At 62.1% G+C, this 25246-nt stretch carries 23 protein-coding genes; 11 read left to right on the forward strand and 12 right to left on the reverse strand.

The features are described from left to right. Positions 1-634: 634 nt before the first annotated feature. The 5 genes from QF043_RS17085 to QF043_RS17105 all read right to left on the reverse strand — a co-directional run bounded on the left by QF043_RS17085 (position 635) and on the right by QF043_RS17105 (position 4810). Complete coding sequence (locus QF043_RS17085) at positions 635-1864, reverse strand: M20/M25/M40 family metallo-hydrolase (RefSeq protein ID WP_307419462.1); 1230 nt, start codon at positions 1862-1864, stop codon at positions 635-637. A 47-nt stretch (positions 1865-1911) separates the two neighbouring features. Continuing rightward, positions 1912-2970: a diguanylate cyclase gene (locus QF043_RS17090; protein ID WP_307419464.1), complete on the reverse strand. Its 1059-nt coding sequence runs from the start codon at positions 2968-2970 to the stop codon at positions 1912-1914. Between the two features lie 79 nt (positions 2971-3049). Then, positions 3050-3682, reverse strand: coding sequence for a LysE family translocator (locus QF043_RS17095; RefSeq protein ID WP_017137772.1), 633 nt, complete (start codon positions 3680-3682; stop codon positions 3050-3052). Between the two features lie 66 nt (positions 3683-3748). Beyond that, positions 3749-4618, reverse strand: coding sequence for a sugar phosphate isomerase/epimerase (locus QF043_RS17100; protein ID WP_307419465.1), 870 nt, complete (start codon positions 4616-4618; stop codon positions 3749-3751). Positions 4619-4645: 27 nt separating this feature from the next. Beyond that, positions 4646-4810, reverse strand: a complete 165-nt coding sequence (locus QF043_RS17105; RefSeq protein ID WP_016968943.1) for a rubredoxin — start codon at positions 4808-4810, stop codon at positions 4646-4648. Positions 4811-4968: 158 nt separating this feature from the next. Between QF043_RS17105 and QF043_RS17110 the strand changes: the two genes are divergently transcribed. The 4 genes from QF043_RS17110 (at position 4969) to QF043_RS17125 (ending at position 9823) form a co-directional block, all read left to right on the forward strand. Continuing rightward, positions 4969-6378 (forward strand): PLP-dependent aminotransferase family protein, encoded by a 1410-nt coding sequence (locus tag QF043_RS17110; protein ID WP_307419466.1) that lies wholly within the window; start codon positions 4969-4971, stop codon positions 6376-6378. A gap of 117 nt (positions 6379-6495) precedes the next feature. After that, complete coding sequence (locus QF043_RS17115; RefSeq protein ID WP_056857883.1) at positions 6496-7236, forward strand: response regulator; 741 nt, start codon at positions 6496-6498, stop codon at positions 7234-7236. Next, positions 7233-8540: an ATP-binding protein gene (locus QF043_RS17120; RefSeq protein WP_307419467.1), complete on the forward strand. Its 1308-nt coding sequence runs from the start codon at positions 7233-7235 to the stop codon at positions 8538-8540. The genes QF043_RS17115 and QF043_RS17120 overlap by 4 nt, the downstream gene beginning before the upstream one ends. A gap of 200 nt (positions 8541-8740) precedes the next feature. Continuing rightward, positions 8741-9823 (forward strand): LLM class flavin-dependent oxidoreductase, encoded by a 1083-nt coding sequence (locus tag QF043_RS17125; protein WP_307419468.1) that lies wholly within the window; start codon positions 8741-8743, stop codon positions 9821-9823. Positions 9824-9970: 147 nt separating this feature from the next. On the opposite strand, the gene QF043_RS17130 is transcribed toward QF043_RS17125, so the two are convergent. Together QF043_RS17130 and QF043_RS17135 are read right to left on the reverse strand one after the other, a co-directional pair. Beyond that, positions 9971-10765: a class II aldolase/adducin family protein gene (locus tag QF043_RS17130; RefSeq protein WP_236373771.1), complete on the reverse strand. Its 795-nt coding sequence runs from the start codon at positions 10763-10765 to the stop codon at positions 9971-9973. Between the two features lie 630 nt (positions 10766-11395). Further along, a complete protein-coding gene (locus QF043_RS17135; protein ID WP_017137765.1) occupies positions 11396-12301 on the reverse strand; it encodes a LysR family transcriptional regulator in 906 nt (301 codons plus the stop codon). Between the two features lie 225 nt (positions 12302-12526). On the opposite strand from QF043_RS17135, the gene QF043_RS17140 reads away from it, so the two are divergent. The 6 genes from QF043_RS17140 to QF043_RS17165 all read left to right on the forward strand — a co-directional run bounded on the left by QF043_RS17140 (position 12527) and on the right by QF043_RS17165 (position 19393). Next, the gene (locus QF043_RS17140) at positions 12527-13138 is read left to right on the forward strand and encodes a cysteine dioxygenase (RefSeq protein WP_307419469.1); all 612 of its coding nucleotides are present in this window, start codon (positions 12527-12529) and stop codon (positions 13136-13138) included. Continuing rightward, on the forward strand, positions 13135-14718 hold the full coding sequence (locus QF043_RS17145; protein ID WP_307419470.1) for a rhodanese-related sulfurtransferase: 1584 nt from the start codon (positions 13135-13137) through the stop codon (positions 14716-14718). The genes QF043_RS17140 and QF043_RS17145 overlap by 4 nt, the downstream gene beginning before the upstream one ends. A gap of 99 nt (positions 14719-14817) precedes the next feature. Further along, complete coding sequence (locus tag QF043_RS17150) at positions 14818-15792, forward strand: ABC transporter substrate-binding protein (protein ID WP_307419471.1); 975 nt, start codon at positions 14818-14820, stop codon at positions 15790-15792. A gap of 14 nt (positions 15793-15806) precedes the next feature. After that, positions 15807-17147, forward strand: a complete 1341-nt coding sequence (locus tag QF043_RS17155; protein WP_307419472.1) for an LLM class flavin-dependent oxidoreductase — start codon at positions 15807-15809, stop codon at positions 17145-17147. A 121-nt stretch (positions 17148-17268) separates the two neighbouring features. Then, positions 17269-18432, forward strand: coding sequence for an acyl-CoA dehydrogenase family protein (locus QF043_RS17160; RefSeq protein ID WP_307419473.1), 1164 nt, complete (start codon positions 17269-17271; stop codon positions 18430-18432). Between the two features lie 13 nt (positions 18433-18445). Further along, on the forward strand, positions 18446-19393 hold the full coding sequence (locus QF043_RS17165) for a D-isomer specific 2-hydroxyacid dehydrogenase family protein (RefSeq protein ID WP_307419474.1): 948 nt from the start codon (positions 18446-18448) through the stop codon (positions 19391-19393). A 122-nt stretch (positions 19394-19515) separates the two neighbouring features. Here QF043_RS17165 and QF043_RS17170 read toward each other — a convergent pair whose 3' ends face one another. The 5 genes from QF043_RS17170 to QF043_RS17190 form a co-directional block, all read right to left on the reverse strand. Then, positions 19516-20397 carry a LysR family transcriptional regulator gene (locus tag QF043_RS17170; RefSeq protein ID WP_307419476.1) on the reverse strand — a complete coding sequence of 294 codons (882 nt, stop codon included), beginning with the start codon at positions 20395-20397 and terminating at the stop codon, positions 19516-19518. A gap of 116 nt (positions 20398-20513) precedes the next feature. Beyond that, entirely contained in the window at positions 20514-21131 is a 618-nt protein-coding gene (ycaC, locus tag QF043_RS17175) for an isochorismate family cysteine hydrolase YcaC (protein ID WP_017137757.1), read from the reverse strand. A 28-nt stretch (positions 21132-21159) separates the two neighbouring features. Continuing rightward, positions 21160-22998: an amidohydrolase gene (locus tag QF043_RS17180; protein WP_307419477.1), complete on the reverse strand. Its 1839-nt coding sequence runs from the start codon at positions 22996-22998 to the stop codon at positions 21160-21162. Further along, positions 22995-23585, reverse strand: coding sequence for an antibiotic biosynthesis monooxygenase (locus QF043_RS17185; protein WP_056857895.1), 591 nt, complete (start codon positions 23583-23585; stop codon positions 22995-22997). Before QF043_RS17185 ends, QF043_RS17180 begins: the two co-directional genes overlap by 4 nt. Before the next feature lie 97 nt (positions 23586-23682). Further along, complete coding sequence (locus tag QF043_RS17190) at positions 23683-24591, reverse strand: LysR substrate-binding domain-containing protein (protein ID WP_307419478.1); 909 nt, start codon at positions 24589-24591, stop codon at positions 23683-23685. A gap of 204 nt (positions 24592-24795) precedes the next feature. On the opposite strand from QF043_RS17190, the gene QF043_RS17195 reads away from it, so the two are divergent. Continuing rightward, the gene (locus QF043_RS17195) at positions 24796-25194 is read left to right on the forward strand and encodes a helix-turn-helix domain-containing protein (protein ID WP_305459318.1); all 399 of its coding nucleotides are present in this window, start codon (positions 24796-24798) and stop codon (positions 25192-25194) included. Positions 25195-25246: the final 52 nt, after the last annotated feature.

Raw genomic sequence — 25246 nt, forward strand, 5'->3', positions numbered from 1 at the left:
CGAGCAAGCTCGCTCGCCACAAAAACCTCACTTACAACGAAAACCTCGCTCACCACAAAATAGCCTACGACGAATGAATGTGGAAAATGCGACCTCCAAAAAGCCAGCCAGGAAGACCCGTCAACATGGTAGGCACACCACCTTTCTCACTGCCCCACTCCCCCTGTGGCGAGCGAGCTTGCTCGCGCTGGACCGCGAAGCGGTCCCAATGAGGGCGGCGCATTTTTCCAGGTGTATCGGGGGTAACAGTTTTGGGGCTTCTACGCAGCCCAGCGCGAGCAAGCTCGCTCGCCACAAAAACCTCACTTACACGAATGAATGTGGAAAATGCGACCTCCACAAAGCCAGCCAGGAAGACCCATCAACATGGTAGGCACACCACCTTTCTCACTTCCCAACTCCCCTGTGGCGAGCGAGCTTGCTCGCGCTGGACCGCGAAGCGGTCCCAATGAGGGCGGCGCATTTTTCCAGGTGTATCGGGGGTAACAGTTTTGGGGCTTCTACGCAGCCCAGCGCGAGCAAGCTCGCTCGCCACAAAAACCTCACTTACAACGAAAACCTCGCTCACCACAAAATAGCCTAGCTTGCCAGCCACAAAGCCAGCTCACCCAGAGTAACCAGGTGAGCCGCCTTATTACCGCTTCGACAGTTCCATAATCATCCGACTCAACAAATAAACCCGTGGCGCCACGCTTTCCACCTCGGCATATTCCTCCGGCGTATGAATATTCCCACCGACAATCCCAAACCCATCCAACGTCGGTGTCCCGACCCCAGCCGACAAGCTCGCGTCTGCGGCCCCGCCGCTGCCTTCAATGGTCAATTTACGACCCAATTCGCCATAGATCCCCTGGGCAATCGCGACCAATTTGTCTGACTCCGGCGTCTGTGGCATCGGCGGCAGGCCGCGCAGCAGGCTGGTCTTCACTTCGGTGTCCGGGATCAACTTATGGGCTGACACCCGCGCCAGGTCTTTTTCGATTCGATCGAACTCTTCAGGCAGCGCTGCGCGCACGTCGGCTTTGGCGGTGGCTTGGTCGGGGATGACGTTGGTGCGGTCGCCGGCCTTGATCACGGTGAAGTTGATGGTGGTTTTCTTCTCTTCATCGCCGAGTTTGCCCAACTGCAGGATCTGGTGCGCCGCTTCCATCGCAGCGTTGCGACCCAGTTCGGGGGCGACGCCGGCGTGGGCGGCTTTGCCTTTGACTTCGACCACCGCAGTGGCGCTGCCTTTGCGCCATACCACCAGGCCGTCGGCCGGGCGGCCGGGTTCCAGGTTCAAGGTGACGTCGTGGGCCTTGGCGGTTTTGCGGATCAGCTCGGAGGCGGCTTCTGAGCCAGTTTCTTCGCTGGCGTCGAGCAGGAAGGTGATTTGCGCATAGTCCTTGAAGCCCTGGTTTTTCAGGACTTTGAGCGCGTAGATACCGGCGACGATGCCGCCCTTGTCATCCATCACGCCAGGGCCGTAGGCGCGGCCATCCTTGATATGAAACGGGCGCTCGGCGGCCGAGCCTTCCTTGAACACGGTGTCCATGTGCGCCATCAGCAGGATTTTGGCTTTGCCGGTGCCCTTGAGGGTGGCGATCACATGGCTGTTGTTGGCCGCTTTGTCGGGCACCAGCTCAATGCTGAATCCGAGCTGCTTGAGCTCATCCACGGCAATGTCGCGCACTTGGGTCAAACCCGGCTCGTAGCCTGAACCCGAGTCGATATTCACCAGGCGCTCGAGCAGTTTCAGGGCCTCGGCCTTGTACTGTTCGGCATCCGCCTGGATTTGTTTGTGGGGTTCGGCGCTGTAGGCCGGCACAGCGAAGGACAAAGCCAGGGTGGCGGCCAGAAGGGTACGGGAGAAGGTGAAGAGCATGGACCGATCCTTGTTGTTGTGGGGAGGTGCTGCGCTACCCTACCCCACTAAACCGAGCGTAACCAACTGCCTTGCACCGCACTGACGCGGTTGCGCCCGCCGCTCTTGGCTTCATACAGCGCCTGGTCGGCATCGTTGAGCCAACTGGTGGAATCGGTGTGTGCCGGCTGGTACGGCGCCAGGCCAATGCTCAAGCTGGCGCGCAGGGTCGGGTCTTGTGCATAAGCCAGTGCGCTGAAGCGGTCACGCAAAGCGTCCATCACCTCGGTGGCGCGGTTGAGCGGCATGCCCGGCAAAATCACACAGAACTCGTCGCCACCATAGCGCCCGGCCAGGTCGGACGCGCGCAGGTTCTGGCGCAACACCTTGCTGAGTTGGCGCAGCACGATGTCGCCGGTGACGTGCCCGTAGGTGTCGTTGATGGTCTTGAAATGGTCGATATCGATCAGCGCAATGGCCGCGCCCACCTGTTCACGGCGGCAACGTTGAAACTCGATTTCCAGATGGTCCTTCCAGGCGCCGTGATTGAGCAGCCCGGACAGGCTGTCGGTGCGGCTCAAGGCGAATAACTCGCGCTTGTGGCGGGCCAGGGTCACGGCCTGGCGGTAGCAGATCCAGCCCAGCGCCAGGGGATACAGCATCAGGATCGGCAGGCACGCATACAACTGCGCTTCGCTGGTCACCGCAATAAACGCCGGTGCGAACACCAGCAGCGCGGCGCCAATGCCCAGCCCCTGCGCCACCCAGCCGGCGAGCATAAAACGCGGCCCGCCGATGGCGACGTTGTTCATGGTCATCATCGACAGCGTGGTCACGCTGGGCAGCGGGTTGAAGTGCATGGCACCGACCCAGAAGCCGCCGCAGAACGAATCGAAGAGTAAATTACGCCGTTCGCTGCGCAGTGAGTTGCTCGCCCGGCGCGACCACTGGTAAGCCAGGTGCGGCCAGACAAAGGCGTTAATCAGCATCCAAGCCCACACCCACAGCGACGGGTGCAAGGGGTACATGCCAAAGACCACGCAGACAAAACCGAGCGTCAGCCCCAAGAGCCGCGATTTGAACAGGCGCGAAGCGAGCGGAAGTCCATTTCCTCCGACGGCTGGCATGGTGGCGGCAATCCTGAATGATTGCCTGGAGTCTATCAGGGTAAAGTCAAAGCGCCACTACTGCTTACCAGCTAATACTTCAATGCGAAAACCCGCGCGCCAACATCAATGCAACGCCCAATAGCAGCACCGCCGTGATCCGTTGCAGCAGCACCCGGCGCTTGGGGTTTTCCAGCACGTGCTTGATACGCTGGCCGAAATAGCAGTACAGGCAGCCACTGGCAAACTGCAGGGTCAGAAACGTCAGCCCGAGGATGGCGATATCCGCCGCCGAGCTGTGCTCGCCTGCACCTGCAAACTGCGGGAACACCGCGCTGAACATGATGATGGTCTTGGGGTTGGAAAAGCCGGTGAGCAAGCCCTTGCCGAACAGGCTGCGCGAGCCTTCCACGGCGCCGCCCTGGTTGATCGACACACCGCTGCTGGTCCACTGCTTGTAGGCCAGGTACAGAATATAAGCCACGCCGACAAACTGAATGGTCTGGGTAATGGCGAGGTTGCCCTTGATCAGTTCCGAAAAGCCCACGGCAAAGATCAGGATGGAAATCAGGTAGGACACACTGGCGCCGATCTGCGCCGGGATCGAACTGCGCAAGCCGTCCTTCAAGCCCAGGCTTAGCAGCAACAGGGTCATGGGGCCGGGGCTGAAGGTCATGGTGGCGCAAAACAGCAGGAAGTAGAGAAACGAAGACAGCGTTAACGCACTTGTCATGGGCCGGAACCTTGGAGTGATAAAAACAACAACGGGGCGCGCTTAAAGCTCGCGCCCCTGGGCCTGTCAGGCGACGGCAATTTCAGTGGTCAGGGATTCGCGGTACATCAGCGCCAGGTCGGCCAGGGCAGCCTTGGCGGTCTGGTTGCGGGTTTCGAACGCCACCAAGCCCTTCCAATTGGTTTCAACGATGGCCTGCACCACGTCGGCGTAATCACAGTTGCCGTCATGAATGCCGAAGTGCTGATCCTGCACGCCATTGTTGTTGCTGAAGGAAATGCCCTTGATCAAGTGGTGATACTTGCGCACCACTTCGGCCGGCAGGCCGTTCTCGATGTTGGCGTGGCCCGCATCCAGGAAGAAGTACACGTTGCTGTGGGTCTGCAGGCGTTCGAACACAAAGGCGTACTCGGCTTCGTGGGTGAAGATGTAGTGGAATGGCCGGTAGTTGACGTAGTTGGACAGGTTCTCCAGGTAGATATCCGTGCCCTTGGCCTGCGCGTAGCTCGCCAGTTCCTGGACCGACTTGAGGTAGTGTTCCAGTGCAACCTTCTTGGCCATCAGCACCATTTTTGGCTCGACGATGCAGCCGCCGTGGATGATCAACGGCGCGCCGAGGCGGCTGGCGATATCAATCTCTTTTTTCACGTAGTCCACCGCCGCCGCGCGGAACGCCTCGACATCACTGCCCAGCGGCGCCTTGAAGTTGCCGTGGAAGATCGGCGTGACGCCGGTGGCGGCGATTTGCGCCTGCAGGCTTTCAATGCGCGCATCGGTCCAGTCGTCGACCATCTCGCCGAACAGGCTGCCGTCGATGTACCAATGGGTGCAGTCGCCCTCGATGGCGGTTTGCAGGCCTTTTTCGGCGCTGAGGTATTTCTGGTGCGCCACGCCGGTACAGAACGGTACGGTGGGGTTGATCAGTTTGCTTTCCATGGGGCGATTCCTTTCGTTGATGGAGGGTTAAAGTTCAATGGCCATGAAGTCGGCCTTGGTCACGCCGCAGTCAGGGCATGTCCAGTCTTCCGGCACTTCTTCCCAAGGGGTGCCAGCCGGGATTCCGTCCTCCGGAATACCCAATTCTTCTACGTACATAAAACCGCAGGGTGCGCACATATAAGTCTTCATGAGAATGCGAAATCCATTGCTCGCGTGTAAGAAACTTCGCCAATTTCCGGCGAGATGGCGCGCAGTCTAGGGCAGCGTCATTGCACAAGGCAGGTAAAGTGGTGCCTAATCCGGCCTAACTTCACCGGTAAAAGCACCGGCAAAGACAAGGAAGGTTTATGTTTGTATCCGCCATCGCTTTTGTGGAAGGCACGCCCAAGGTGCAGCAGATCGTCGACGCCTTTAGCCAGGCCATCGAGGGCGGTGAATGGGCACCCGGCAGCAAGTTGCCGTCGGTGCGTGAGCTGACCCAGACCTTGGGCGTCAGCAAGTTCACCCTCAACGAAGCGCTGGACCGCCTGCGCGGGCGCCACCTGCTGACCTCAAGCCAGGGCCGCGGCTATTTTGTGGCAATGGAAACCGCACGCCCGGCCGCCGCGACCTGGGTCGATTTGCTGCCCCAGGACCTGCTCAGCGTGTTGCGCCGCCCGCTGGTCACCGCCAGCGGCGAGCTGCGCCCCGGTGGCGGGCACTTGCCGGAGGACTGGTTGAACGGCGAGGCCATCCGCCAAACGATGCGCAGCGTGGTGCGCGCGCCGTCACTGCGCATCGCCGGCCTGGGCACGCCGGCCGGGCTGCTGCCCTTGCGCCAGGCCCTGCAACAGAAGCTGCACGGCGAGGGCCTGTCGGTGCCGGTGGAACAGATCATCACCACACCCAACACCGTGCAGGGCCTGGACATGCTCATGCGCCTGCTCGCACGCCCCGGCGACACGGTGCTGCTGGACGCGCCGTGCTACTTCAACTTCCACGCCAACCTGGCCCTGCACGGGGTCAAAGTGGTGACCATCGAGCGGCGCCCCGACGGCTTTGACTTTGCTGCGCTCGAACAACTGCTGGCCGAGCACCGCCCCAGCCTGTACCTGACCACCAGCGTGCTGCATAACCCCACCGGCCATTCCTTCAGCCCCGGCCAGGCGTTTCGCCTGCTGCAACTGACCCAGCAGTACCATTGCCACATCGTCGAGGACGACCTCTACGGCGACCTGCACCCCAATCCGCCGCCACGCCTGGCCGCCCTCGCCGGGCTGGGTCAGGTCACCTACCTGTCGGGGTTTTCCAAGATCCTCAGCGCCAACACCCGCGTCAGCTACGTGGTGGCCGCGCCGCAACTGGCCGCCAACCTCACCAACATGAAGCTGATGAGCGGCGGCGTGACCTCGGAGCTGTTCGAGCAAATCGTCTACCGCATGCTCAGCGAAGGCAGCTACGCCAAGCACCGCAAGCGTATGGTCCAGCGCTTGATGGAGTCTGGCGGGCGCGTCGAGCAATGGCTCAAGCGCTGCGGCTGCGAGCTGCCGATGGCGTATGAAGGCGGGATGTTTATCTGGGCGCGCCTGCCCGATGGGGTAAACGGTGAACTGTTGGCCCAGGAGGCGCTGAAACGCAGCCTGGTGCTGGCGCCGGGCGCGCTGTTCGGCTACGACCCGGCGCACCTCAATTCGATGCGCTTCAATGTCGCCCACACTGACGAGCCGCGCGCCCAGCGGGTGTTCGAGGCACTGTTGCTCAAGGCCGTGCGCCACTGATTTTTGCTTCGCCGTGTATCTGGTCAGCGCCAGATACACTGCAATACAAAGGGCACAAGGCAAAGCCTGCGGCGATGGCTAGACTGCGGCCCAAGAGTATTTAACGAGGAAGGCAGCATGGATCATGTCGATCACATCCTGATCGTCGATGACGACCGGGAAATCCGCGAACTGGTGGGCAATTACCTGAAAAAAAACGGCATGCGCACCACCGTGGTTGCCGACGGCCGCCAGATGCGCAGCTTCCTCGACACCACGCCCGTGGACCTGATCGTGCTGGATATCATGATGCCCGGCGACGACGGCTTGCAGCTGTGCCGCGAACTGCGGGTGGGCAAGCACAAAGCCACGCCGGTGCTGATGCTCACGGCGCGCAACGATGAAACCGACCGCATCATCGGCCTGGAAATGGGCGCCGATGATTACCTGGTCAAGCCGTTCGCCGCGCGTGAACTGCTCGCGCGCATCAACGCCGTACTGCGGCGCACCCGCATGCTGCCGCCGAACCTGGTGGTGAGTGAAACCGGGCGGCTGATCCGCTTTGGCCGCTGGCGCCTGGACACCACCGCCCGCCACCTGCTCGACGAGGACGACACCCTGGTGGCTCTGAGCGGCGCCGAATACCGCCTGTTGCGGGTGTTTCTCGACCACCCGCAGCGCGTGCTGAATCGCGACCAATTGCTGAACCTGACCCAGGGGCGTGACGCCGACCTGTTCGATCGCTCCATCGACCTGCTGGTGAGCCGCTTGCGTCAACGCTTGCTGGATGACGCCCGCGAACCGGCCTATATCAAAACCGTGCGCAGCGAGGGTTATGTGTTTTCACTGCCGGTGCAAATCCTCGGGGCCGAGCAATGAAGCCATGGCGGGTTGGCTGGCCGCGCACACTGGCATCCCAACTGTCGCTGATTTTTCTGATCAGCCTGGTGTGTGCCCATGGGTTGTCATTCAGTGCGCAGTTCTACGAGCGCTACATCAGCGCGCGCACGGTGATGCTCGGCAATCTGGAAAACGATGTGTCCACCTCGGTGGCCATCCTCGACCGCCTGCCCGCCAACGAGCGCGCCAGTTGGCTGGCGCGTCTCGACCGGCAGAATTACCGCTACTTGCTCAACGCCGGCGAGGCCGGTGAACCGATGAGCAGCCACGACGTGCCAATGGCCGCCACCTCGATTGCGGACGCCCTGGGCGCGCATTACGCCCTGACCTTTCGCGATATTCCCGGCATCCAAAAACACTTCCAGGTGCACCTTACCCTGGCAGATGGCAACCCGATCACCCTCGACGTACGCCCCGCCGCCCCGCCCGTAGCCTATTGGTTGCCGGTGGTGCTGGTGCTGCAACTGGCGCTGCTGCTCGGCTGCACCTGGGTCGCGGTGCGCCTGGCCGTGCGCCCGCTGACACGCCTGGCGCGTGCGGTCGAAACCCTCGACCCGAACGCCCACCCCACGCCCCTGGACGAAACCGGCCCGAGTGAAGTCGCGCATGCCGCCGCGGCGTTCAATGCCATGCAACAGCGCATTGCCGAATACCTCAAGGAACGCATGCAGATCCTCGCCGCGATTTCCCACGACCTGCAAACGCCGATCACCCGCATGAAACTGCGCGCCGAGTTTATGGATAACAGCGCCGACCGCGAAAAACTGTGGAGCGACCTGAGCGAAATGGAGCACCTGGTGCGTGAGGGCGTGGCGTATGCGCGCAGCGTTCACGGCGCTACCGAGGCCAGCCACCGTATTGACCTGGACGCCTTTCTCGACAGCCTGGTGTTTGACTATCAGGACATGCAAAAGCAGGTCAGCCTGCGCGGCAAAAGCGCGCTGATCCTCGACACTCGCCCCCACGCGCTGCGCCGCGTGTTGGTGAACCTGGTGGACAACGCCCTTAAATTCGCCGGCAACGCCGAGCTGGAAGTCGGCTGCGCAGCGGATGGGCAGCTGTCGATCAAGGTGTTGGACCGAGGACCGGGAATTGCCGAAGACGAACTGGCGCAGGTGTTGCAGCCGTTCTATCGGGTGGAAAGCTCACGCAATCGCGGCACCGGCGGCACCGGGCTGGGGTTGGCGATTGCCCAGCAACTGGCGGTGGCGATCGGCGGCTCGCTGACCTTGAGTAATCGGGCTGAAGGTGGCTTGTGTGCCGAGATTCGTTTAAGTCTTTAGCGCACTGTTCTGTGGCGAGCAGGCTTGTCACATTGAATGCACAGATTTAATAAAATTTACGCATGATAATTCTGTTTTTTTATAATTAGGTTAGAACCAACAGGCATTTTACAGACCCCGCCACTGCCCTTACTTTTGACCCGAGTGACCGACCCCACGCCCGGAGGAGGTGTTAATCGCGCAAACGACAAGGACAGACCATGAGCATCGAATTTATCGGCTATATCGGCGGCCATCACGCTTCCGAGATTCACCCGCGCAGCGGCCCTACCCTGCAACCGGATTACGTCGAAACCGTGGCCCGCGCCCACGAAGCAGCCGGCTTTGACCGCGCATTGGTGGCGTTTCATTCCAACAGCCCGGACAGCACGCTGATCGCCGCGCATGCCGCCAGCGTGACCCAAAAACTGCAGTTCCTGATCGCCCATCGCCCGGGTTTTGCCCAACCCACCTTGGCCGCACGCCAGTTCGCGACCCTGGACGTGTTCAACGGCGGGCGCACAGCCGTGCATATCATCACCGGCGGCGATGACCGTGAACTGCGCGCCGATGGCAGCCATATTGGCAAGGACGAACGTTACGCACGCACCGACGAATACCTCAGCGTGGTGCGCCAGGAATGGACCCATGAGCAGCCTTTCGATTTCAAAGGCACCTACTACCAGGTCGAAGGCGCGCATTCGACGGTGAAGTCGCCGCAGCAGCCGCATATCCCGCTGTACTTCGGTGGTTCTTCAGCGGCCGCGATTGCGGTAGCCGGCAAGCATGCCGACGTGTATGCACTGTGGGGTGAAACCTACGAGCAGGTGCGCGAAGTGGTGACCCAGGTGCGCGCAGAAGCGGCCAAGCACGGGCGCACGATTCGCTTCAGTTTGTCGTTGCGCCCGATCCTCGCAGAAACCGAGGAGCTGGCCTGGGCACGTGCCGAGACGATCTTGCAGCAGGCGACCGCACTGGCTGACCAACAGGGTTTTGTGCGCCGCGAGCCACCCAACGAAGGCTCGCGCCGCTTGCTGGCAGCGGCGGCGCAGGGTTCGCGCCTGGACAAGCGCCTGTGGACCGGGATCGCCGGGTTGCTGGGCGCGCAGGGTAACTCCACTTCATTGGTCGGCACCGCCGAACAAGTCGCGGAGGCGTTGCTGGACTACTACGACCTGGGTATCACCACCTTCCTGATACGCGGGTTCGACCCGCTCAACGACGCAATCGACTACGGCAAGCGGCTGATCCCACTGACCCGCCAGCTGGTCGCCGAGCGTGAGCAGGCCAAACAGGTCGCCTGATCACACCACAAAACAACTGTGGGAACTGATCAACTGTGGGAGCTGGCTTGCCTGCGATGGCGGTGTAACAGTCAAGATTGCTGTCGACTGAGACACCGCCATCGCAGGCAAGCCAGCTCCCACAGGAGTTTGGCGTCAAGCATGGATTCAGTTTTTATAATCGGTATCCGTACGCTCCAACTGCCGAATCAACGCATTCCAATGCCGCGCCACGCCCGGCCCTGCGCCATTGCTGAATACCTTGGCCTGCTCCTCCACCTTGGCCACCACCTCTGCCGGCGGGAAGATAAGCTCGGCATTGCCGCCTGCCTGCGCCGCGATCTGGATATTGCACGCGCGCTCCAGCCCTTGCAGTTGCTGGAAGGCGTGTTCCACGCTGATGCCAGCGGTCAACAGCCCGTGGTTGCGCAAAATCATCACACTCTTGTCGCCCAGGTCAGCCACCAAGCGCTCGCGCTCATCCAGGTCCAGCGCTACGCCTTCATAACCGTGGTAGGCCACGCGCCCGGAGAACGCGATGGCGTGCTGGGAGATCGGCAGCAGCCCATCCTTCTGTGCCGACACCGCGATGCCGTCACGCGTATGGGTGTGCAACACCGCTTGCAAGTCATGGCGCGCGCCGTGGATGGCGCTGTGGATCACGTAACCTGCGTAGTTGATACCCAGACCGGTCGGGTCGTCGACGATCGTGCCGTCGAGGTCGACCTTGACCAGGTTGGACGCGTTGATTTCATCGAACAACAACCCGTAGGCGTTGATCAGGAAATGCTCATCCGGCCCCGGCACACGGGCGGAGAAGTGCGTGTAGATATGGTCGGTCCACTTGTACAACGCCGCCAGCCGATAGGCCGCCGCCAGCTTGACGCGCACCTCCCACTCTTCTGGCGTGACGCGCTGGCGGACGTTACTGGAAACACTGGAAAGCGAGGTGACGCTGCTCATGGCAAAACTTCCTGGATGGCCTTAAGGACTTCCAGTCAGCCTAGGGGATGGCCAAAAATAATAAAAAGCACATTTTAATCTAAGCTAATTATTATTTTTTTTTATGAAAAGAGCAGGTACGACACTCGACCAATGTGGGAGCGGGCTTGCTCGCGAATGCGGTGGGTCAGTCAATTCATCTGTAACTGACCCACCGCATTCGCGAGCAAGCCCGCTCCCACAGTTGGACCGAGTTGCATCAGGTAGAGAGGCTTTTGACTTGTACTTGATCTGGCTCTTGCTTCAACCACTCAGGTCGGCTTTCAGGCCGCCGTGCTGTAGATCTTGATCTTGATTTTGATCTGAGGCGCCCCGTCAACCACGATGGCCGAACGCAGGCTTGAATCCGTGGGTAACCCGGCAGGACGCCGGGTTAGCCGCGCTGGGCCAAGGATGGCCCATCGCGGCGGCCCACGGATTTAAGCCGGAGTGAGGGCACACCGAGCATTAGCGAGGTGCCGAGTGGTGGGGCGAAGACCTTTTGGTTACTTTTGGGGCGTTTGCCAAAAGTGACCCGCTGTAAGAGCGGAACCAATAGAAGCCGTGACCGCAGCAACGGATATGTACACCGACAAACCGCCCCCCTCAGCCTCAGGCAGCATTGCGAATCTTGTGTAAAGAAGCCGCCACCAGCGTCCCAAACGCATCCACCGGCCCCTGCAGGTTGCCCAGGAAGTGCGGGTAGATCAGCCACAAATCCATCACCGGCTTGAAGTCCTTGAGCGGCACCACCGCCAGTTGCTCAAGGTGCGCGCTGCGCTCCAACAGCGGGCGTGGCACCAGCCCCAGGCCCAGTCCGTCCGCCACCAGGCCCAGTTGCAATTCTGTGCCAAAGGTTTCCAGGTTCACCCGCAGCGCCAAGCCCTGGTCGGACAAGGTGCGCTGCAAGCCGGCACGGAAACCACAACCATCCGGGTTAAGAATCCAGCCGCCCTGGTACACATCGGCCAACTTGCAGGGCTTTTTCGGCAACTGCGCCTTGGCACACACCACCACCAGTTCCATCTTGCCGATGGACTCACCGACGATGTTGTCCGGAAAGATCTTGCCCGCCGGGAACAACGCCACTGCCGCATCCAGCTCGCCGCGCTCGATCTTGCCGACCAGTTGGCTGCCCCACCCCGTGGCGACCTGGGCGCGCAAGTCGGGGTATTCGCTGCGCAGGTGCTTGAGCGCATCCAGCAGCACCACATCGCCGATGGTCTGCGGCACACCCAGGCGCAACACGCCGGTGGGCGGTGCATCGGTGGCTACCAGCTCACGCAGGGCATCCATCTCGCGCAGGATCAGCCGGCATTGTTCATACACACGTGTGCCGATCAGCGTGGGTTTGAGCGGCTTGGTGTTGCGGTCGAACAGCTCCACGCCCAGCGCCTGCTCGAAGTTCTGCACGCGGCGGGTGATGGCCGGCTGAGTCAACTGCAACGACTCGGCGGCGTGGCTGATGGACTGGCAACGAATCACTTCGACAAAGGCATCGATATCGTCAATTTTCATTTGGGCCGCACATAGAGAACAGTCATTAAGATGTGTGGCAAGCATAGTTGCCCCACGGCAGTCTGGATAGCCTGCGCTGTGATCGATAACGTCTAACGCTATTCAGACCGGTTCTAAATTACCTAAAGCTATAAGCTAATCATTAAAAAATAGCATATTAACTATAAACATTATGCTTATATAAACCCATCACGCCATCCCCATAACCGCCATGATGGAATTGCCATGACCCAGTCCCGACACCCCGAAAGACTCAGAGCCTTTATAGGCGCCCTGGCGGAACTGATCGACGGCAACCCACGCGAAGGCGACCTGTTGCACCGTGGCGGCAAGCTATTGGCGCAACTGGTCAGCCATGACGACTGGCTGCCCGACGAGTACGCCCAACCCGACCCCGAGCGCTACCAGCAGTTTTTGCTGCATGCCGATTCGCGCCAGCGTTTCAGCATCGTCAGCTTTGTCTGGGGGCCGGGCCAGCGCACGCCGATTCACGACCATCGGGTGTGGGGCCTGATCGGCATGTTGCGCGGTGCGGAGTTTTCCCAGGGTTTTGAACGGGCGCCCGATGGCAGCCTGGTGGCCGAAGGCACACCGGTTCAACTGCTGCCCGGCCAGGTTGAGGCGGTGTCGCCCAAAGTCGGTGATATCCATCAAGTCAGCAATGCCCACAGCGACCAGGTGTCGATCAGCATTCACGTGTACGGCGCCAACATTGGTGCCGTGCGCCGCGCGGTGTACCAGCCCGACGGCAGCGAGAAACTGTTTATCTCCGGTTATTCCAACGCCTACCTCCCGAACATCTGGGATTTGTCCAAAGAAAAGAGCCCTGCCCTATGACCACCGTATCGAACCGCAGCTTCGCCCAGATTCGCCAGGCCCTGTTGGACCGTGAAGAAGTCGCCTTGGTCGACGTGCGCGAAGAAGCGCCCTTTGCCGAGTCGCACCCGCTGTTCGCTGCGAATATCCCGCTGTCCAAGCTGGAGCTGGAGGTGTATGCGCGCATTCCCCGTCGCGATACCCAAGTGACGGTCTACGACAATGGCGAAGGGTTGGCCGAACGTGCCGCCGCGCGTTTGATTGCGTTGGGTTACACCCAGGTCAGCCTGCTCGAAGGCGGCCTCGACGGTTGGCGCCGTGCCGGTGGCGAGCTGTTTATCGACGTCAACGTACCGAGCAAAGCCTTCGGCGAGTTGGTGGAGAGCGAGCGCCACACGCCGTCTTTGGCCGCCGAAGAGGTGCAGGCCCTGCTCGACAGCCAGGCCGATGTGGTGGTGCTCGACGCGCGCCGCTTCGACGAATACCAGACCATGAGCATTCCCACCGGCATCAGCGTGCCGGGTGCCGAACTGGTGCTGCGCGCCCGTGAACTGGCGCCGGACCCGGCCACCCGCATCATCGTCAACTGCGCCGGGCGCACCCGCAGCATTATCGGCACGCAGTCGCTGATCAACTCAGGCATCGCCAACCCGGTGTCGGCACTGCGCAACGGCACTATCGGCTGGACCCTGGCCGGGCAGAAACTCGCCCATGGCCAAGCGCGCCGCTTTGCGCCGACCCGCGAAGAACACCGCCAGATCGCCGCACAGGATGCGCGCCGGGTGGCCGACAAGGCGCGGGTTGGCCGCGCCACGTTAGCCGACCTGCACAACTGGCAGCAGGAAGCGACCCGCACCACGTACCTGTTCGATGTGCGCACGCCGGAGGAGTTCGAAGCCGGCCATTTGCCGGGCGCGCGTTCCACACCCGGCGGCCAGCTGGTGCAGGAAACCGACCATGTGGCCAGCGTGCGCGGAGCGCGCCTGGTGCTGGCCGATGACGACGGCGTGCGGGCCAATATGTCCGCCTCATGGCTCGCGCAACTGGGCTGGGAGGTGTACGTGCTGGACGACCTGCAAGCGGCGAACTTCAGCGAGCACGGTGCGTGGGTCGCGCCGGTGCCGGCGCCCTTGCAGGCCGAACTGATCAGCCCCCACACCCTTGCCGAGTGGCTGCCCCATGGCGACACGGCGGTGCTGGATTTCACCCCCAGCGTCAACTACGTCAAACGCCATATCCCCGGTGCCTTCTGGGTCTTGCGTGCGCAATTGCCCCAGGCCCTGGCCAAGGTGCCGCCCGCCGAACGTTATGTGCTGACCTGCGGCAGCAGCCAACTGGCGCGCCTGGCGGTCGCCGAAGTCGAAGCCATCACCGGCAAGCCGGTGTTCCTGTTGCAAGGCGGCACGCTTAACTGGATCGCCGAAAAACTGCCGCTGGAAGAAGGCGAAACCCATCTCGCGTCACCGCGTATCGACCGCTATCGCCGCCCGTACGAAGGCACCGACAGCCCGAAGGAAGCCATGCAGGCGTATCTGGACTGGGAATTCGGCCTGGTCGACCAGCTGGCACGCGATGGCACCCACGGTTTCTACGTGATCTGAACCACCTTCACGCCTGCCCCACGCTGGGGCAGGCCGCACCGACCCCTTGCCAGGCGGAGGTAACCCACACTTTTTCACTTTGCCTGGGATTTATCCATCATGGTCTTTAGCACGCCCTTCAAACACCTGCTGCTGAGCAGCGCCCTGGCCCTCGGTCTGATCAGCACTGCACACGCCGCCGACTTGCAACCGCTGCGGGTGGCCAACCAGAAATCCACGATCAAGGCGCTGCTGGAAGCCTCTGGCGAAACCAAAAACGTGCCCTACACAATCCAGTGGTCGGAGTTCCCTTCCGCCTCGCCGCTGGGCGAAGCCCTGAACGCAGGTGCCGTTGATATCGGCGCCCTCGGCGATGCGCCGTATGTGTTCGCCCTGGGCGCCGGGGCCGCGCTCAAGGTGGTCAGCATCATCCACGCCGAAGGGCGCAACACCACCGCCCTGGTGGTGCCCAAGGACTCACCGATCAAGACGGCCGCCGACCTCAAGGGCAAGAAAATCGTCACCGGGCGCGGCTCCATCGGGCACTACCTGGCGATCCGGGCCTTGGCCGGCGCGGGCCTGACGAGCAAGGATGTGCAATTCATTTTTCTGTTGCCCGCTGAATCCCGGCTGGTACTCGATAACGGCACCGTCGATGCCTGGGCGACATGGGACCCCTACACCACGGTGGTCACCTCACAAAGCCACGCCCGGGTCCTGGTCAGCGGCAAGCAGTTGTTGAGCAACCACCTGTATTTCGCCGCCACCAGCCAAGCGATCGCCAACAAACGCCCGCAACTGGATGACTTCGTGGCCCGCGTCGACCGTGCCTACGCCTGGGCCAACACACACCCGGATGAATACGCCGCGGCCCAAGCCAAAATTACCGGCCTGCCCTTGGCGGTGCACCTGGAGGTGGCCAAAGACACGCAACTGAACCCCGTGGTGATTGACGACAGCGTGATCAAGGGCCTGCAAGCCACCGCCGACACCTATCAGCAAGAAGGCCTGCTGCCCAAGCGCATCGACGTGTCCCAAGGTTTCGACACCAGCTTTAACGCCGAACGTTTTCCCACTTCCCAAGCATCGCGCTAAGCAAGGAGCCGCATATGAGCACGCCACGTCATCTGAAACTGGGCGCTATGGTCCACGGTGTCGGTCACGGCTGGGGCGAATGGCGCCATCCGCAGGCGCAACCGAATGCCAGTACGAACTTTGGCTTCTATAAACAACAAACTCAACTGGCCGAAGCAGCCAAGTTCGACTTCGTATTTATCGCCGACAGCCTGCACATTCACGCCAAATCCAGCCCGCACTACCTCAACCGTTTCGAGCCGCTGACCATTCTCTCGGCCCTCGCCGCGTTGACCACCCACATCGGCCTGGTCGCCACCGTGACCGTCAGCTACACCGAGCCCTACCAGGTGGCGCGCCAGTTCGCCTCTTTGGACCATATCAGCGGCGGCCGCGCCGGCTGGAACGTGGTCACCTCGTGGCTGAGCGGCACCGCCGACAACTTCGGCAAAGCCGAGCACCCGCCCCATGCCGTGCGCTACCGCATCGCCAAGGAGCACTTGAACGTGGTCAAGGGCCTGTGGGATTCCTGGGAAGATGACGCCTTTGCCTACAACAAGCAGAGCGGCGAATTTTTCACCCCCGACAAGCTGCACGCGCTGAACCACAAGGGCGAATTTTTCTCGGTCAAAGGCCCGCTGAACATCGCCCGCTCGCGTCAGGGCCAGCCGGTGATTTTTCAGGCGGGCACCTCTGAAGATGGGCGCAACTTTGCCGCCGAGCATTCCGATGCGATTTTTGTGCATGTGGAGACGCTCGAAGAAGGCAAGGCTTACTCGGCTGACTTAAAACGCCGCGCCAAGGGGTTTGGCCGTGATGCGGCGAGCCTGTCGATTTTGCCGGGCATTCGCCCGATTGTCGGGCGCGATGCCGCCGAGGTGGAAAGCCGTTATCAGCAGGCCGTGGACCTGGTCACCGTCGAAGATGCGATTGTGGCGCTGGGCCGCCCCTTCAACGACCACGACTTCAGCCAATACCCACTGGACGCCCCCTTCCCGGAGCTTGGCGACCTGGGCAGCAACAGCCAGAAAGGCGGTTCCGACCGTATCAAGCAGCTGGCCAGGGACGAAGGCCTGACCCTGCGCGAAGTGGCCTTGCGCTTTTCGCGGCCCAAGCGCGATTTTGTCGGTACCCCGGAGCAGGTCGCCGATGCGATTCAAACCTGGTTCGAGTCCGGCGCCAGCGATGGTTTCATCATCAACTCGGTACTGCCGGATGGCTTGCAGTACTTCACCGAACTGGTGGTGCCGGTGTTGCAACAACGCGGGCTGTTTCGCAGCGAATACAGCGGCCAGACCTTGCGCGATAACCTGGGGCTGGAGGTGCCGAGCAATCGGTACAGCGTGATTGAAACACCCCTGAAAGCACGGGCTTAAACGCTATCCCCTGTGGGAGCGGGCTTGCTCGCGAATGCGGTGGGACAGTCAATTCACCTGTAACTGTCCCACCGCATTCGCGAGCAAGCCCGCTCCCACATTTTTGACCGAGTACAGACTTATGACTCAACCGTCTTTACGCTCCGTGGAAGTCGCGCAATTCGACGCCCTGCTCGAACGCCTCAGCGCCGAGCTGGCCAGCACCGCGCACCGGTATGACGAAAGCGGCGCCTTCCCCCACGCCAACTTCAAGCGGCTGCATGCACATGGCCTGGTCGCCCTCACCGTGCCCAAGGCCCTGGGCGGTGGCGGCGCCAGCCTGGCGCAGGCGCGCAAAGCCATCAGCGCAATTGCCAGGGGCGAGCCGTCTACCGCGCTGATTCTGGTGATGCAGTACCTGCAGCACACACGCCTGCAAGACAGCAAAACCTGGCCACAGCACCTGCGCGTGCAAGTCGCCGAAGACGCCGTACGCAACGGCGCGTTGATCAATGCGCTGCGCGTCGAACCTGACCTCGGCACCCCGGCCCGTGGCGGGCTGCCGGCGACCACGGCGGTGCGCACCGCCGACGGCTGGCGCATCAGCGGCCGCAAGATTTACTCCACCGGCAGCCACGGCCTGAGCTGGTTCAGCGTGTGGGCGCGCAGTGATGATGCCGACCCGCTGGTGGGCGCCTGGCTGGTGCCGAAAAACAGCCCCGGTGTGAGCATCATCGACACCTGGGACCACCTGGGCATGCGCGCCACCTGCAGCCACGAAGTGGTGCTCGATAACGTCCTGGTGCCGCTGGACCATGCCGTCAGCGTGAGCCCCTGGAGCGCACCGCAGCCTGAGCTGGATGGCGATGGGTTCCTGTGGATGTCGGTGCTGCTGTCGTCGGTGTATGACGCCGTGGCCCAGGCTGCGCGGGACTGGCTGGTGAATTGGCTGGAGCAGCGCAAGCCGTCCAACCTCGGTGCCGCGCTGTCGAGCCTGCCGCGTTTTCAGGAAACCGTCGGCCATATCGACACCCTGCTGTTCGCCAACCGCAGCCTGCTCGATGCCGCCGCCCAGGGCCACACGCCAGCCGCCAATGCGGCGCAGCTTAAATACCTGGTGACCGGCAATGCGATCCGCGCCGTGGAGCTTGCCATCGAAGCCTCGGGCAACCCTGGCCTGTCGCGCCATAGCCCGCTGCAACGGCATTACCGCGACGTGCTGTGCAGCCGCGTGCATACGCCGCAGAACGACGCAGTGCTGCAAGGTGTGGGTAAAGCGGTGTTCGCTCAACGTGCGCCACAGTGAATAAGGAACGCTCATGAGTCAGGTGATTATCGCCAGCCAGCTGGACGAAGACTACAACGAGGTACTGCGCGAACGCCTTGCCTCGATCCACCCCCAGGCCCAGGTCATCGGCGTGCCGGCCGGCGTGCCCAGCGACCTGCCGCCCCAGGCCAATATCCTGCTGCTGCGCCCGATCAACGTGCGCGGCTACACCGCGCCCGACACCCCGCCGCCGGGCTGGCCGTATGGCGCGCAGTGGGTGCACCTGGTGTCGTCGGGCATCGACTTCTACCCGCAGTGGCTGTTCAACGGCCCGCCGGTGACCACCTCACGGGGCAGCGCCGCCGATAACCTTGCCGAGTTCGCCCTGGCGGCGATCTTTGCGGCGGCCAAGCATTTGCCGGCTATTTGGGTGAAGGATGCCCAGTGGACATTCACCGCGATGCGCCCGCTCAAGGGCAGCACATTGGGCATTCTCGGCTTTGGTGCGATCGGCAAAAGCCTGGCGCAAAAAGCCCTGGCCTTGGGGATCAACGTGGTTGCGCTGCGCCAGCGCCAGGCACCCTTTGAGGTGGACCACGTTGAGGCCGCCAAGGACATCCACGACCTGTTCGCCCGTGCCGACCACCTGGTGCTGGCGGCACCGCTCACCGAGGCCACGCGGCATATTGTCGACCGTGATGTGCTCGGCGGCGCCAAGCCGGGATTGCACCTGATCAACATTGCACGCGGTGGTTTGCTGGATCAGGAGGCCCTGCTGGAAGCCTTGGATAACGGCCAGATCGGCCTGGCCTCGCTGGATGTGACCGAACCCGAGCCACTGCCGCCGGGGCACCCGTTGTACAGCCATGCGCGGGTGCGGTTGTCGCCGCATACCTCGGCGATTTCGACCAACAGCAAGGAGGAGATTGCCGATACGTTCCTGGCGAATCTGGAGCGGTATGTGCAAGGTTCGACGTTGGCCAATCTCGTCAACCCTTGAATATGTGTGGGAGCTGGCTTGCCTGCGATAGCATCACCGTGGTGTGACTGACACACCGAGGTGACTGCATCGCAGGCAAGCCAGCTCCCACATAAGCCAGTCTTCACAGGGATGAGTGTGAATCAGCAGCCGCCGGCCAGGCGCTCGCGCAAAAACTCCACCAGCGCCTGCACTGGCCGCGAACTTTGCCGGTGCTGCGGGTACACCGCCGACAGGGTCAGGGCTTCGGGAGCAAAGTCGTCCAGCAGGGTTACCAAGCGCCCGTCTTTCAACGCCTCGGCAACAATAAAAGTCGGCAGGTAGGTCACGCCCAACCCGGCGATTGCGGTGTCGCGCAGCAACTCGCCATTGTTCACGCGCATGCGACCACTGACATTGAGCCCCTGCAACTTGCCTTTGAAGCGCCATTGCACTTGGCGGCCATGGCCATAGGGCAGGCAGTCATGATCAGCCAGGTCTTCGGGCTTGAGCGGCGTACCCCGGGCGGCGAGGTAATCAGGGCTGGCGCAATACACCCGCTGCACGCTGGCGATGCGCCGGGCAATCAGGGTCGAGTCTTCCAGGGTGCCGATGCGCAAGACCAGGTCGTAGCCCTCGCCGATCAGGTCCACCGGGCGATCACTCAAGTCGACTTCCACCGACACCTGCGGGTGGCGTTGCAGGAACTGCGGCAGCAAGCAGCCCAAATGGGCCATGGCAAACGACAACGGCGCGCTGAGCCGAATCGTGCCACGTGGTTCGCTGTTCTGGCCGGCGATGCCCTGCTCCACTTGCTCGACTTCGCTGAGCAGGCGCAAGGCCGATTCGTAGTAGCTCTGGCCGAGCGGTGTGACGTCCAACCGACGTGTGGAGCGATTGAGCAGGCGTACGCCCAGGCGGTCTTCCAGCTGGATCAGGCGGCGGCTGACGAATTGTTTGGACAAGCCCAATTGCTCGGCCGCGGCGGTGAAGCTGCCGGATTCCATGACCTGGCAGAACAGGCGCATGTCTTCGAAGGGGTTCATTGTCGCTTCTCGGTGGACAGTTGACTGGTTTATAGCCTGTCAGCCGCTACGACACAATCAAATGCAGGAGGGGCTTGCCCCCTCCTACGGGGTTAATCTACCCCTTCAAGCGCCGCTTACTTGGCCGTAAACGCCGAGTAGCTGTTCATCAGGTTACGGTAGTTGGGAATGCGCGGCGACAGCAGGTTAGCGAGGCCTTCCATATCGTTGCGCCAGTCAACTTGCAGTTCACAGGCGACAGAGAACCAGTTCACCAGTTGCGCGCCGGCGGCCGTCATGCGTGCCCAAGCGGCTTGTTGCACGGTTTCGTTGAAGGTGCCCGAGGCGTCGGTGACCACGAACACTTCAAAGCCTTCAGCGAGGGCGCACAGGGTCGGGAACGCGACGCACACATCCGTTACCACGCCGGCAATGATGATCTGCTTGCGGCCGGTGGCCTTCACAGCCTTGACGAAATCTTCGTTGTCCCAGGCATTGATCTGACCAGGGCGGGCGATGTAAGGCGCATCCGGGAAGAGTGCCTTGAGTTCCGGAACCAACGGACCGTTAGGGCCACTTTCAAAACTGGTGGTGAGGATGGTCGGCAGGTTGAAGAACTTGGCCACGTCGGCCAGGGCCAACACGTTGTTCTTGAACTCGTTCGGAGAGAAGTCTTGCACCAGGGAAATCAGGCCGGTCTGGTGATCGACCAGCAATACAACGGCGTCATCTTTGTTCAAGCGCTTGTAAGTCATGGGTTAACTCCTTTGGGTGTTTTTAAAATCAGAAGGCAAAGCACGAGCAACCGAACGCGCCCCAGAAACCCTGGAAGTCGCTGACCGGCACGCTGGATAGCCGCGCTTTTTCATGGCCGTGGGCATGCACGCCGCACGGTCCGCTGCAGTGGTGAACTTGAGCTTGCACCGGTGAACCTGGGCGCCAGTGCCCCGGCACCTTGACCACCGGCGACCAGTCCGGCAGCACCGGCACTTGGGGCGGTGCGAAACCGTCGAAATCACCGGCGCCGTACACCACCTTGCCGCCGACCACGGTCAGGACCGATTCAATCCATTTGATGGCTTCTTCATCCACGCTGAAGAAGTCCGCCGAGAGTGCCGCCACATCCGCCAACTGGCCGACCTTGATCTGGCCCTTCTTGCCCTGCTCCGAGGAGAACCAGGCGCTGCCGTGAGTGAACAATTCCAGCGCAGTGAGGCGCGGCAGGCCTTCGGCGTGCAGTTCCAGGCCGCCGACGGTGCGGCCGCTGACCATCCAGTACAGCGAAGTCCAGGGGTTGTAGCTCGAGACCCGCGTGGCGTCGGTGCCCGCCCCTACCGGCACGCCTTCGGCCAGCATGCGCTTGATCGGCGGCGTGGCCTCGGCGGCCTTGGCACCGTAGCGCTCGACAAAATATTCGCCCTGGAAGGCCATGCGGTCCTGGATCGCGATACCCCCGCCCAGGGCCCGGACGCGCTCGATGTTTTTCGGCGTAATGGTTTCGGCGTGGTCGAAGAACCACGGCAGGCCATTGAACGGAATGTCGCGGTTGACCTTCTCGAACACATCGAGCATGCGCGAGATGGATTCGTCGTACGTGGCGTGCAGCCGGAACGGCCAGCGCTGCTCAACCAAATGGCGCACCACCGGTTCCAGTTCCTGCTCCATGGTCAACGGCAGGTCGGGGCGTGGCTCAAGGAAATCTTCGAAATCCGCCGCCGAAAACACCAGCATCTCGCCTGCGCCGTTGTGGCGCAGGTAATCGTCGCCCTGATGCAGGGTTACGCTGCCGGTCCAGTGCTTGAAATCGCTGAGTTCTTCCTTGGGCTTTTGGGTGAACAGGTTGTAGGCGATGCGCACCGTCAACTGTTGGTCCTTGGCCAGTTGTTCAATGACCGCGTAGTCATCGGGGTAGTTCTGGAAACCACCGCCGGCGTCGATGGCGCTGGTGAGGCCCAGGCGATTGAGTTCACGCATGAACTGGCGGGTCGAATTGACCTGGTATTCCAACGGCAGCTTCGGGCCCTTGGCCAGGGTTGCATACAAAATCATCGCGTTGGGACGCGCCACCAGCATGCCGGTGGGGTTGCCGTTGCTGTCGCGCACAATCTCGCCGCCCGGCGGGTTCGGCGTGTCCTTGGTGTAACCGGCCACGCGCAGGGCGGCGCGGTTGAGCAAGGCACGGTCATACAGGTGCAGCACGAACACCGGCGTATCTGGCGCGGCCTGGTTCAACTCTTCCAGGGTCGGCATGCGTTTTTCGGCGAACTGGAATTCGTTCCAGCCCCCCACCACCCGCACCCATTGCGGCGTCGGCGTGCGATCGGCTTGATCCTTGAGCATGCGCAACGCATCGGCCAGAGACGGCACGCCTTCCCAGCGCAGTTCAAGGTTGTAGTTCAGCCCGCCACGGATCAGGTGCAAGTGCGAGTCGTTAAGGCCAGGGATCACGGTGCGGCCCTTGAGGTCAATGACCTGGGTGCCGCTGCCGCGCAGGGCCATGGCCTCGCCGTCGGTGCCGACCGCGACAAATCGGCCTTGGTGGATAGCGACCGCGGTGGCCCGTGGGTTTTCACGATCCACGGTGTGGAACTGGCCATTGAACAGAATCAGATCGGCGTTCATAGGGTTTCCTTTACAGAGGCTTCAAGCCAGGGAGCAAACAGGCGGGTGGCGGCCGGCATCAGCAGGTACACCACCAGCAACACAATGGTCAGCGTCACCAGAAAAGTGGACACCACATAGTTGGACAGGAACGGGTGCAAGCGCAGGATCGGGCCCCAGATAAATGGCAGCAGCAGGGTTTGCGGCAGGATCACGCACAGGCTGACCACCGCCTGCTTCCAGCGCGGCGGCTTCGCGGCGCTGTCGGCCAGGGGCGCGAACCAGAACTCGTTGGCGGCACCGATTTCGGTTTTGTCGCCGTCGGCCAGCATCGGCGCGGCTTCAGCGATCAGCGCCTGGCGTTCGGGGGAGTCGAGCCAGCGTTGCAACGCGTCGGTGGAGCGGTAGCGCAAGACGCAGGTAAACAGCGCCTGCCCGCCCTGCTTGCCGCGCACCACATCCACACCGAGGTGGCCGGGGCGCTCGCCAGCGATGCGCACGATACGCCGCAGCCAAGCCTCGTAATCGGCTTCACGGCCGGCCTTGATCAGGTGTTTGACGACCAGGGTGACGACTTCGTCGGGGCTGGTTTCAGGTGTCGGGTCCATATGGTGTGTTTCCCCCCTGGAGAGTTGAGCGATGGGGGGAGTCTGGCGGGGAACGGGGGGCGGGAATTGGATGTTTGTGCTGTCTCGCCTGGCGCGCTCACGCCATCCGCGCCATATGCTCACTGATGCGCGAGCGCAACCAGCGCTCCGCCGGGTCGTTGTCGTGTACGCCGCTCCACACCATCGACAATTCCGAGGCTTCAATCGCGAACGGCGGGTTCTCGGCGCGCAGCACGGTGCCTTCGGTCAAGGCACAGGCGGCGTAGTCGGGCACTGTGGCGATGATTTGCGTGCCCGCCAGCAGGGCGCGCAAACCGCTGAATTGCGGCACCGCCAGCACCACCCTGCGCGCCCGGCCGATGCGGGCCAGGTCAAGGTCGATATTGCCGCTCAAGTCCCCCGAAAACGACACCATCGCGTGGGGCCGCGTGCAGTAGTCATCCAGTGTCAACGGCGCCGCGCCGTCGTCGCCGCGCAGTACCTTGCAGGGAATGTCCCGCAGCTTCTTGCGCTTGGCATTCGCCGGCAGTTCGGTGGTGTAGCTGACGCCCACGGAAATCTCGCCACTGGCCAGCAACGAGGACATCAACAGGTAATTGGCGCGGCGCACCACCACGATGATCCCCGGTGCCTCTTCGCGCAGCTGGCTGAGCAACGGCGGGAACAGACCGAACTCGGCATCGTCGGACAGGCCGATACGAAACACCGCGCAACTGGTGGAAGGGTCGAAATCCTTGGCGCGGCTGACTGCGCCTGAAATGGTGTCCATCGCCGGTTGCAGCTCCTTGAGTATGGCCACCGCCCGTGGCGTGGGCTCCATGCCGCGCCCGTTGCGCAACAGCAATGGGTCGTCGAACAAGTCGCGCAGGCGCCCGAGCGCAGCGCTCACGGCCGGCTGGCCCATGAAGAGCTTTTCGGCGACCCGGGTCAGGTTCTTCTCGAACATCAGCGCCTCGAAAATCACCAACAGGTTCATGTCGACGCGGCGCAGGTCGTTGCGGTTCATGGCGGTATCCAAACGGTTATCAGGCCGTCAGGTAAGCACGCCGGGCGGATCGCAGATTGCATGCCTGTGCTGTCTTTTCCGGGCGCGCACCTGGCGAAATTAACAACGATTAACTCGCCAGCCAGACGGCCCGGCGCCAAAAATACAGCGGTCTACACTGCATCCATTCACCGGGATCGCTCCCATCGACTACGGATAATTGTCATGGCCCGACTTGATGACTGTGCCCCCCGCTTTGGCGTCACCGGTGGCTTGTGCCCCCGGCGCGAGCGAATTGCCAAGCAACTGATCCTCGCCAACCTCGGCGAAAGCCTGGCGATTGCCGAGTTGGCGCAGGCCTGTGCGCTGTCGCGCAGCCATTTTTCCCGTGCATTCAAGTGCACCACCGGGCTGTCGCCCCAGGAGTGGATTCGCCAACAGCGCATTCAGCGGGCCAAGGAACTGATCACCGGGTCGTCCTTGAGCCTGACCCAAATCAGCCTGGAGTGCGGCTTTTGCGACCAGGCGCACTTCTGCCATATGTTCACACGCAGCGAGGGCGTGAACCCGATGACCTGGCGAAATCACCACATTCGTCAAAAATCACAGGGGGTTGCAGCCTAGTGGTCTGCACCTGCCTGGAATATGCTGGCCGGACTTTTTTTCAGAACAGGGG

This window comes from Pseudomonas sp. W3I7, from assembly GCF_030816095.1.
In the GTDB taxonomy this organism is placed as follows: Bacteria; Pseudomonadota; Gammaproteobacteria; order Pseudomonadales; family Pseudomonadaceae; genus Aquipseudomonas; species Aquipseudomonas salomonii.

Coding starts and splice junctions, on each gene's coding strand:
- QF043_RS17085 (WP_307419462.1), bottom strand. CDS start 1,864: ATGCTCTTCACCTTCTCCCGTACCCTTCTGGCCGCCACCCTGGCTTTG.
- QF043_RS17090 (WP_307419464.1), bottom strand. CDS start 2,970: ATGCCAGCCGTCGGAGGAAATGGACTTCCGCTCGCTTCGCGCCTGTTC.
- QF043_RS17095 (WP_017137772.1), bottom strand. CDS start 3,682: ATGACAAGTGCGTTAACGCTGTCTTCGTTTCTCTACTTCCTGCTGTTT.
- QF043_RS17100 (WP_307419465.1), bottom strand. CDS start 4,618: ATGGAAAGCAAACTGATCAACCCCACCGTACCGTTCTGTACCGGCGTG.
- QF043_RS17105 (WP_016968943.1), bottom strand. CDS start 4,810: ATGAAGACTTATATGTGCGCACCCTGCGGTTTTATGTACGTAGAAGAA.
- QF043_RS17110 (WP_307419466.1), top strand. CDS start 4,969: ATGTTTGTATCCGCCATCGCTTTTGTGGAAGGCACGCCCAAGGTGCAG.
- QF043_RS17115 (WP_056857883.1), top strand. CDS start 6,496: ATGGATCATGTCGATCACATCCTGATCGTCGATGACGACCGGGAAATC.
- QF043_RS17120 (WP_307419467.1), top strand. CDS start 7,233: ATGAAGCCATGGCGGGTTGGCTGGCCGCGCACACTGGCATCCCAACTG.
- QF043_RS17125 (WP_307419468.1), top strand. CDS start 8,741: ATGAGCATCGAATTTATCGGCTATATCGGCGGCCATCACGCTTCCGAG.
- QF043_RS17130 (WP_236373771.1), bottom strand. CDS start 10,765: ATGAGCAGCGTCACCTCGCTTTCCAGTGTTTCCAGTAACGTCCGCCAG.
- QF043_RS17135 (WP_017137765.1), bottom strand. CDS start 12,301: ATGAAAATTGACGATATCGATGCCTTTGTCGAAGTGATTCGTTGCCAG.
- QF043_RS17140 (WP_307419469.1), top strand. CDS start 12,527: ATGACCCAGTCCCGACACCCCGAAAGACTCAGAGCCTTTATAGGCGCC.
- QF043_RS17145 (WP_307419470.1), top strand. CDS start 13,135: ATGACCACCGTATCGAACCGCAGCTTCGCCCAGATTCGCCAGGCCCTG.
- QF043_RS17150 (WP_307419471.1), top strand. CDS start 14,818: ATGGTCTTTAGCACGCCCTTCAAACACCTGCTGCTGAGCAGCGCCCTG.
- QF043_RS17155 (WP_307419472.1), top strand. CDS start 15,807: ATGAGCACGCCACGTCATCTGAAACTGGGCGCTATGGTCCACGGTGTC.
- QF043_RS17160 (WP_307419473.1), top strand. CDS start 17,269: ATGACTCAACCGTCTTTACGCTCCGTGGAAGTCGCGCAATTCGACGCC.
- QF043_RS17165 (WP_307419474.1), top strand. CDS start 18,446: ATGAGTCAGGTGATTATCGCCAGCCAGCTGGACGAAGACTACAACGAG.
- QF043_RS17170 (WP_307419476.1), bottom strand. CDS start 20,397: ATGAACCCCTTCGAAGACATGCGCCTGTTCTGCCAGGTCATGGAATCC.
- ycaC (WP_017137757.1), bottom strand. CDS start 21,131: ATGACTTACAAGCGCTTGAACAAAGATGACGCCGTTGTATTGCTGGTC.
- QF043_RS17180 (WP_307419477.1), bottom strand. CDS start 22,998: ATGAACGCCGATCTGATTCTGTTCAATGGCCAGTTCCACACCGTGGAT.
- QF043_RS17185 (WP_056857895.1), bottom strand. CDS start 23,585: ATGGACCCGACACCTGAAACCAGCCCCGACGAAGTCGTCACCCTGGTC.
- QF043_RS17190 (WP_307419478.1), bottom strand. CDS start 24,591: ATGAACCGCAACGACCTGCGCCGCGTCGACATGAACCTGTTGGTGATT.
- QF043_RS17195 (WP_305459318.1), top strand. CDS start 24,796: ATGGCCCGACTTGATGACTGTGCCCCCCGCTTTGGCGTCACCGGTGGC.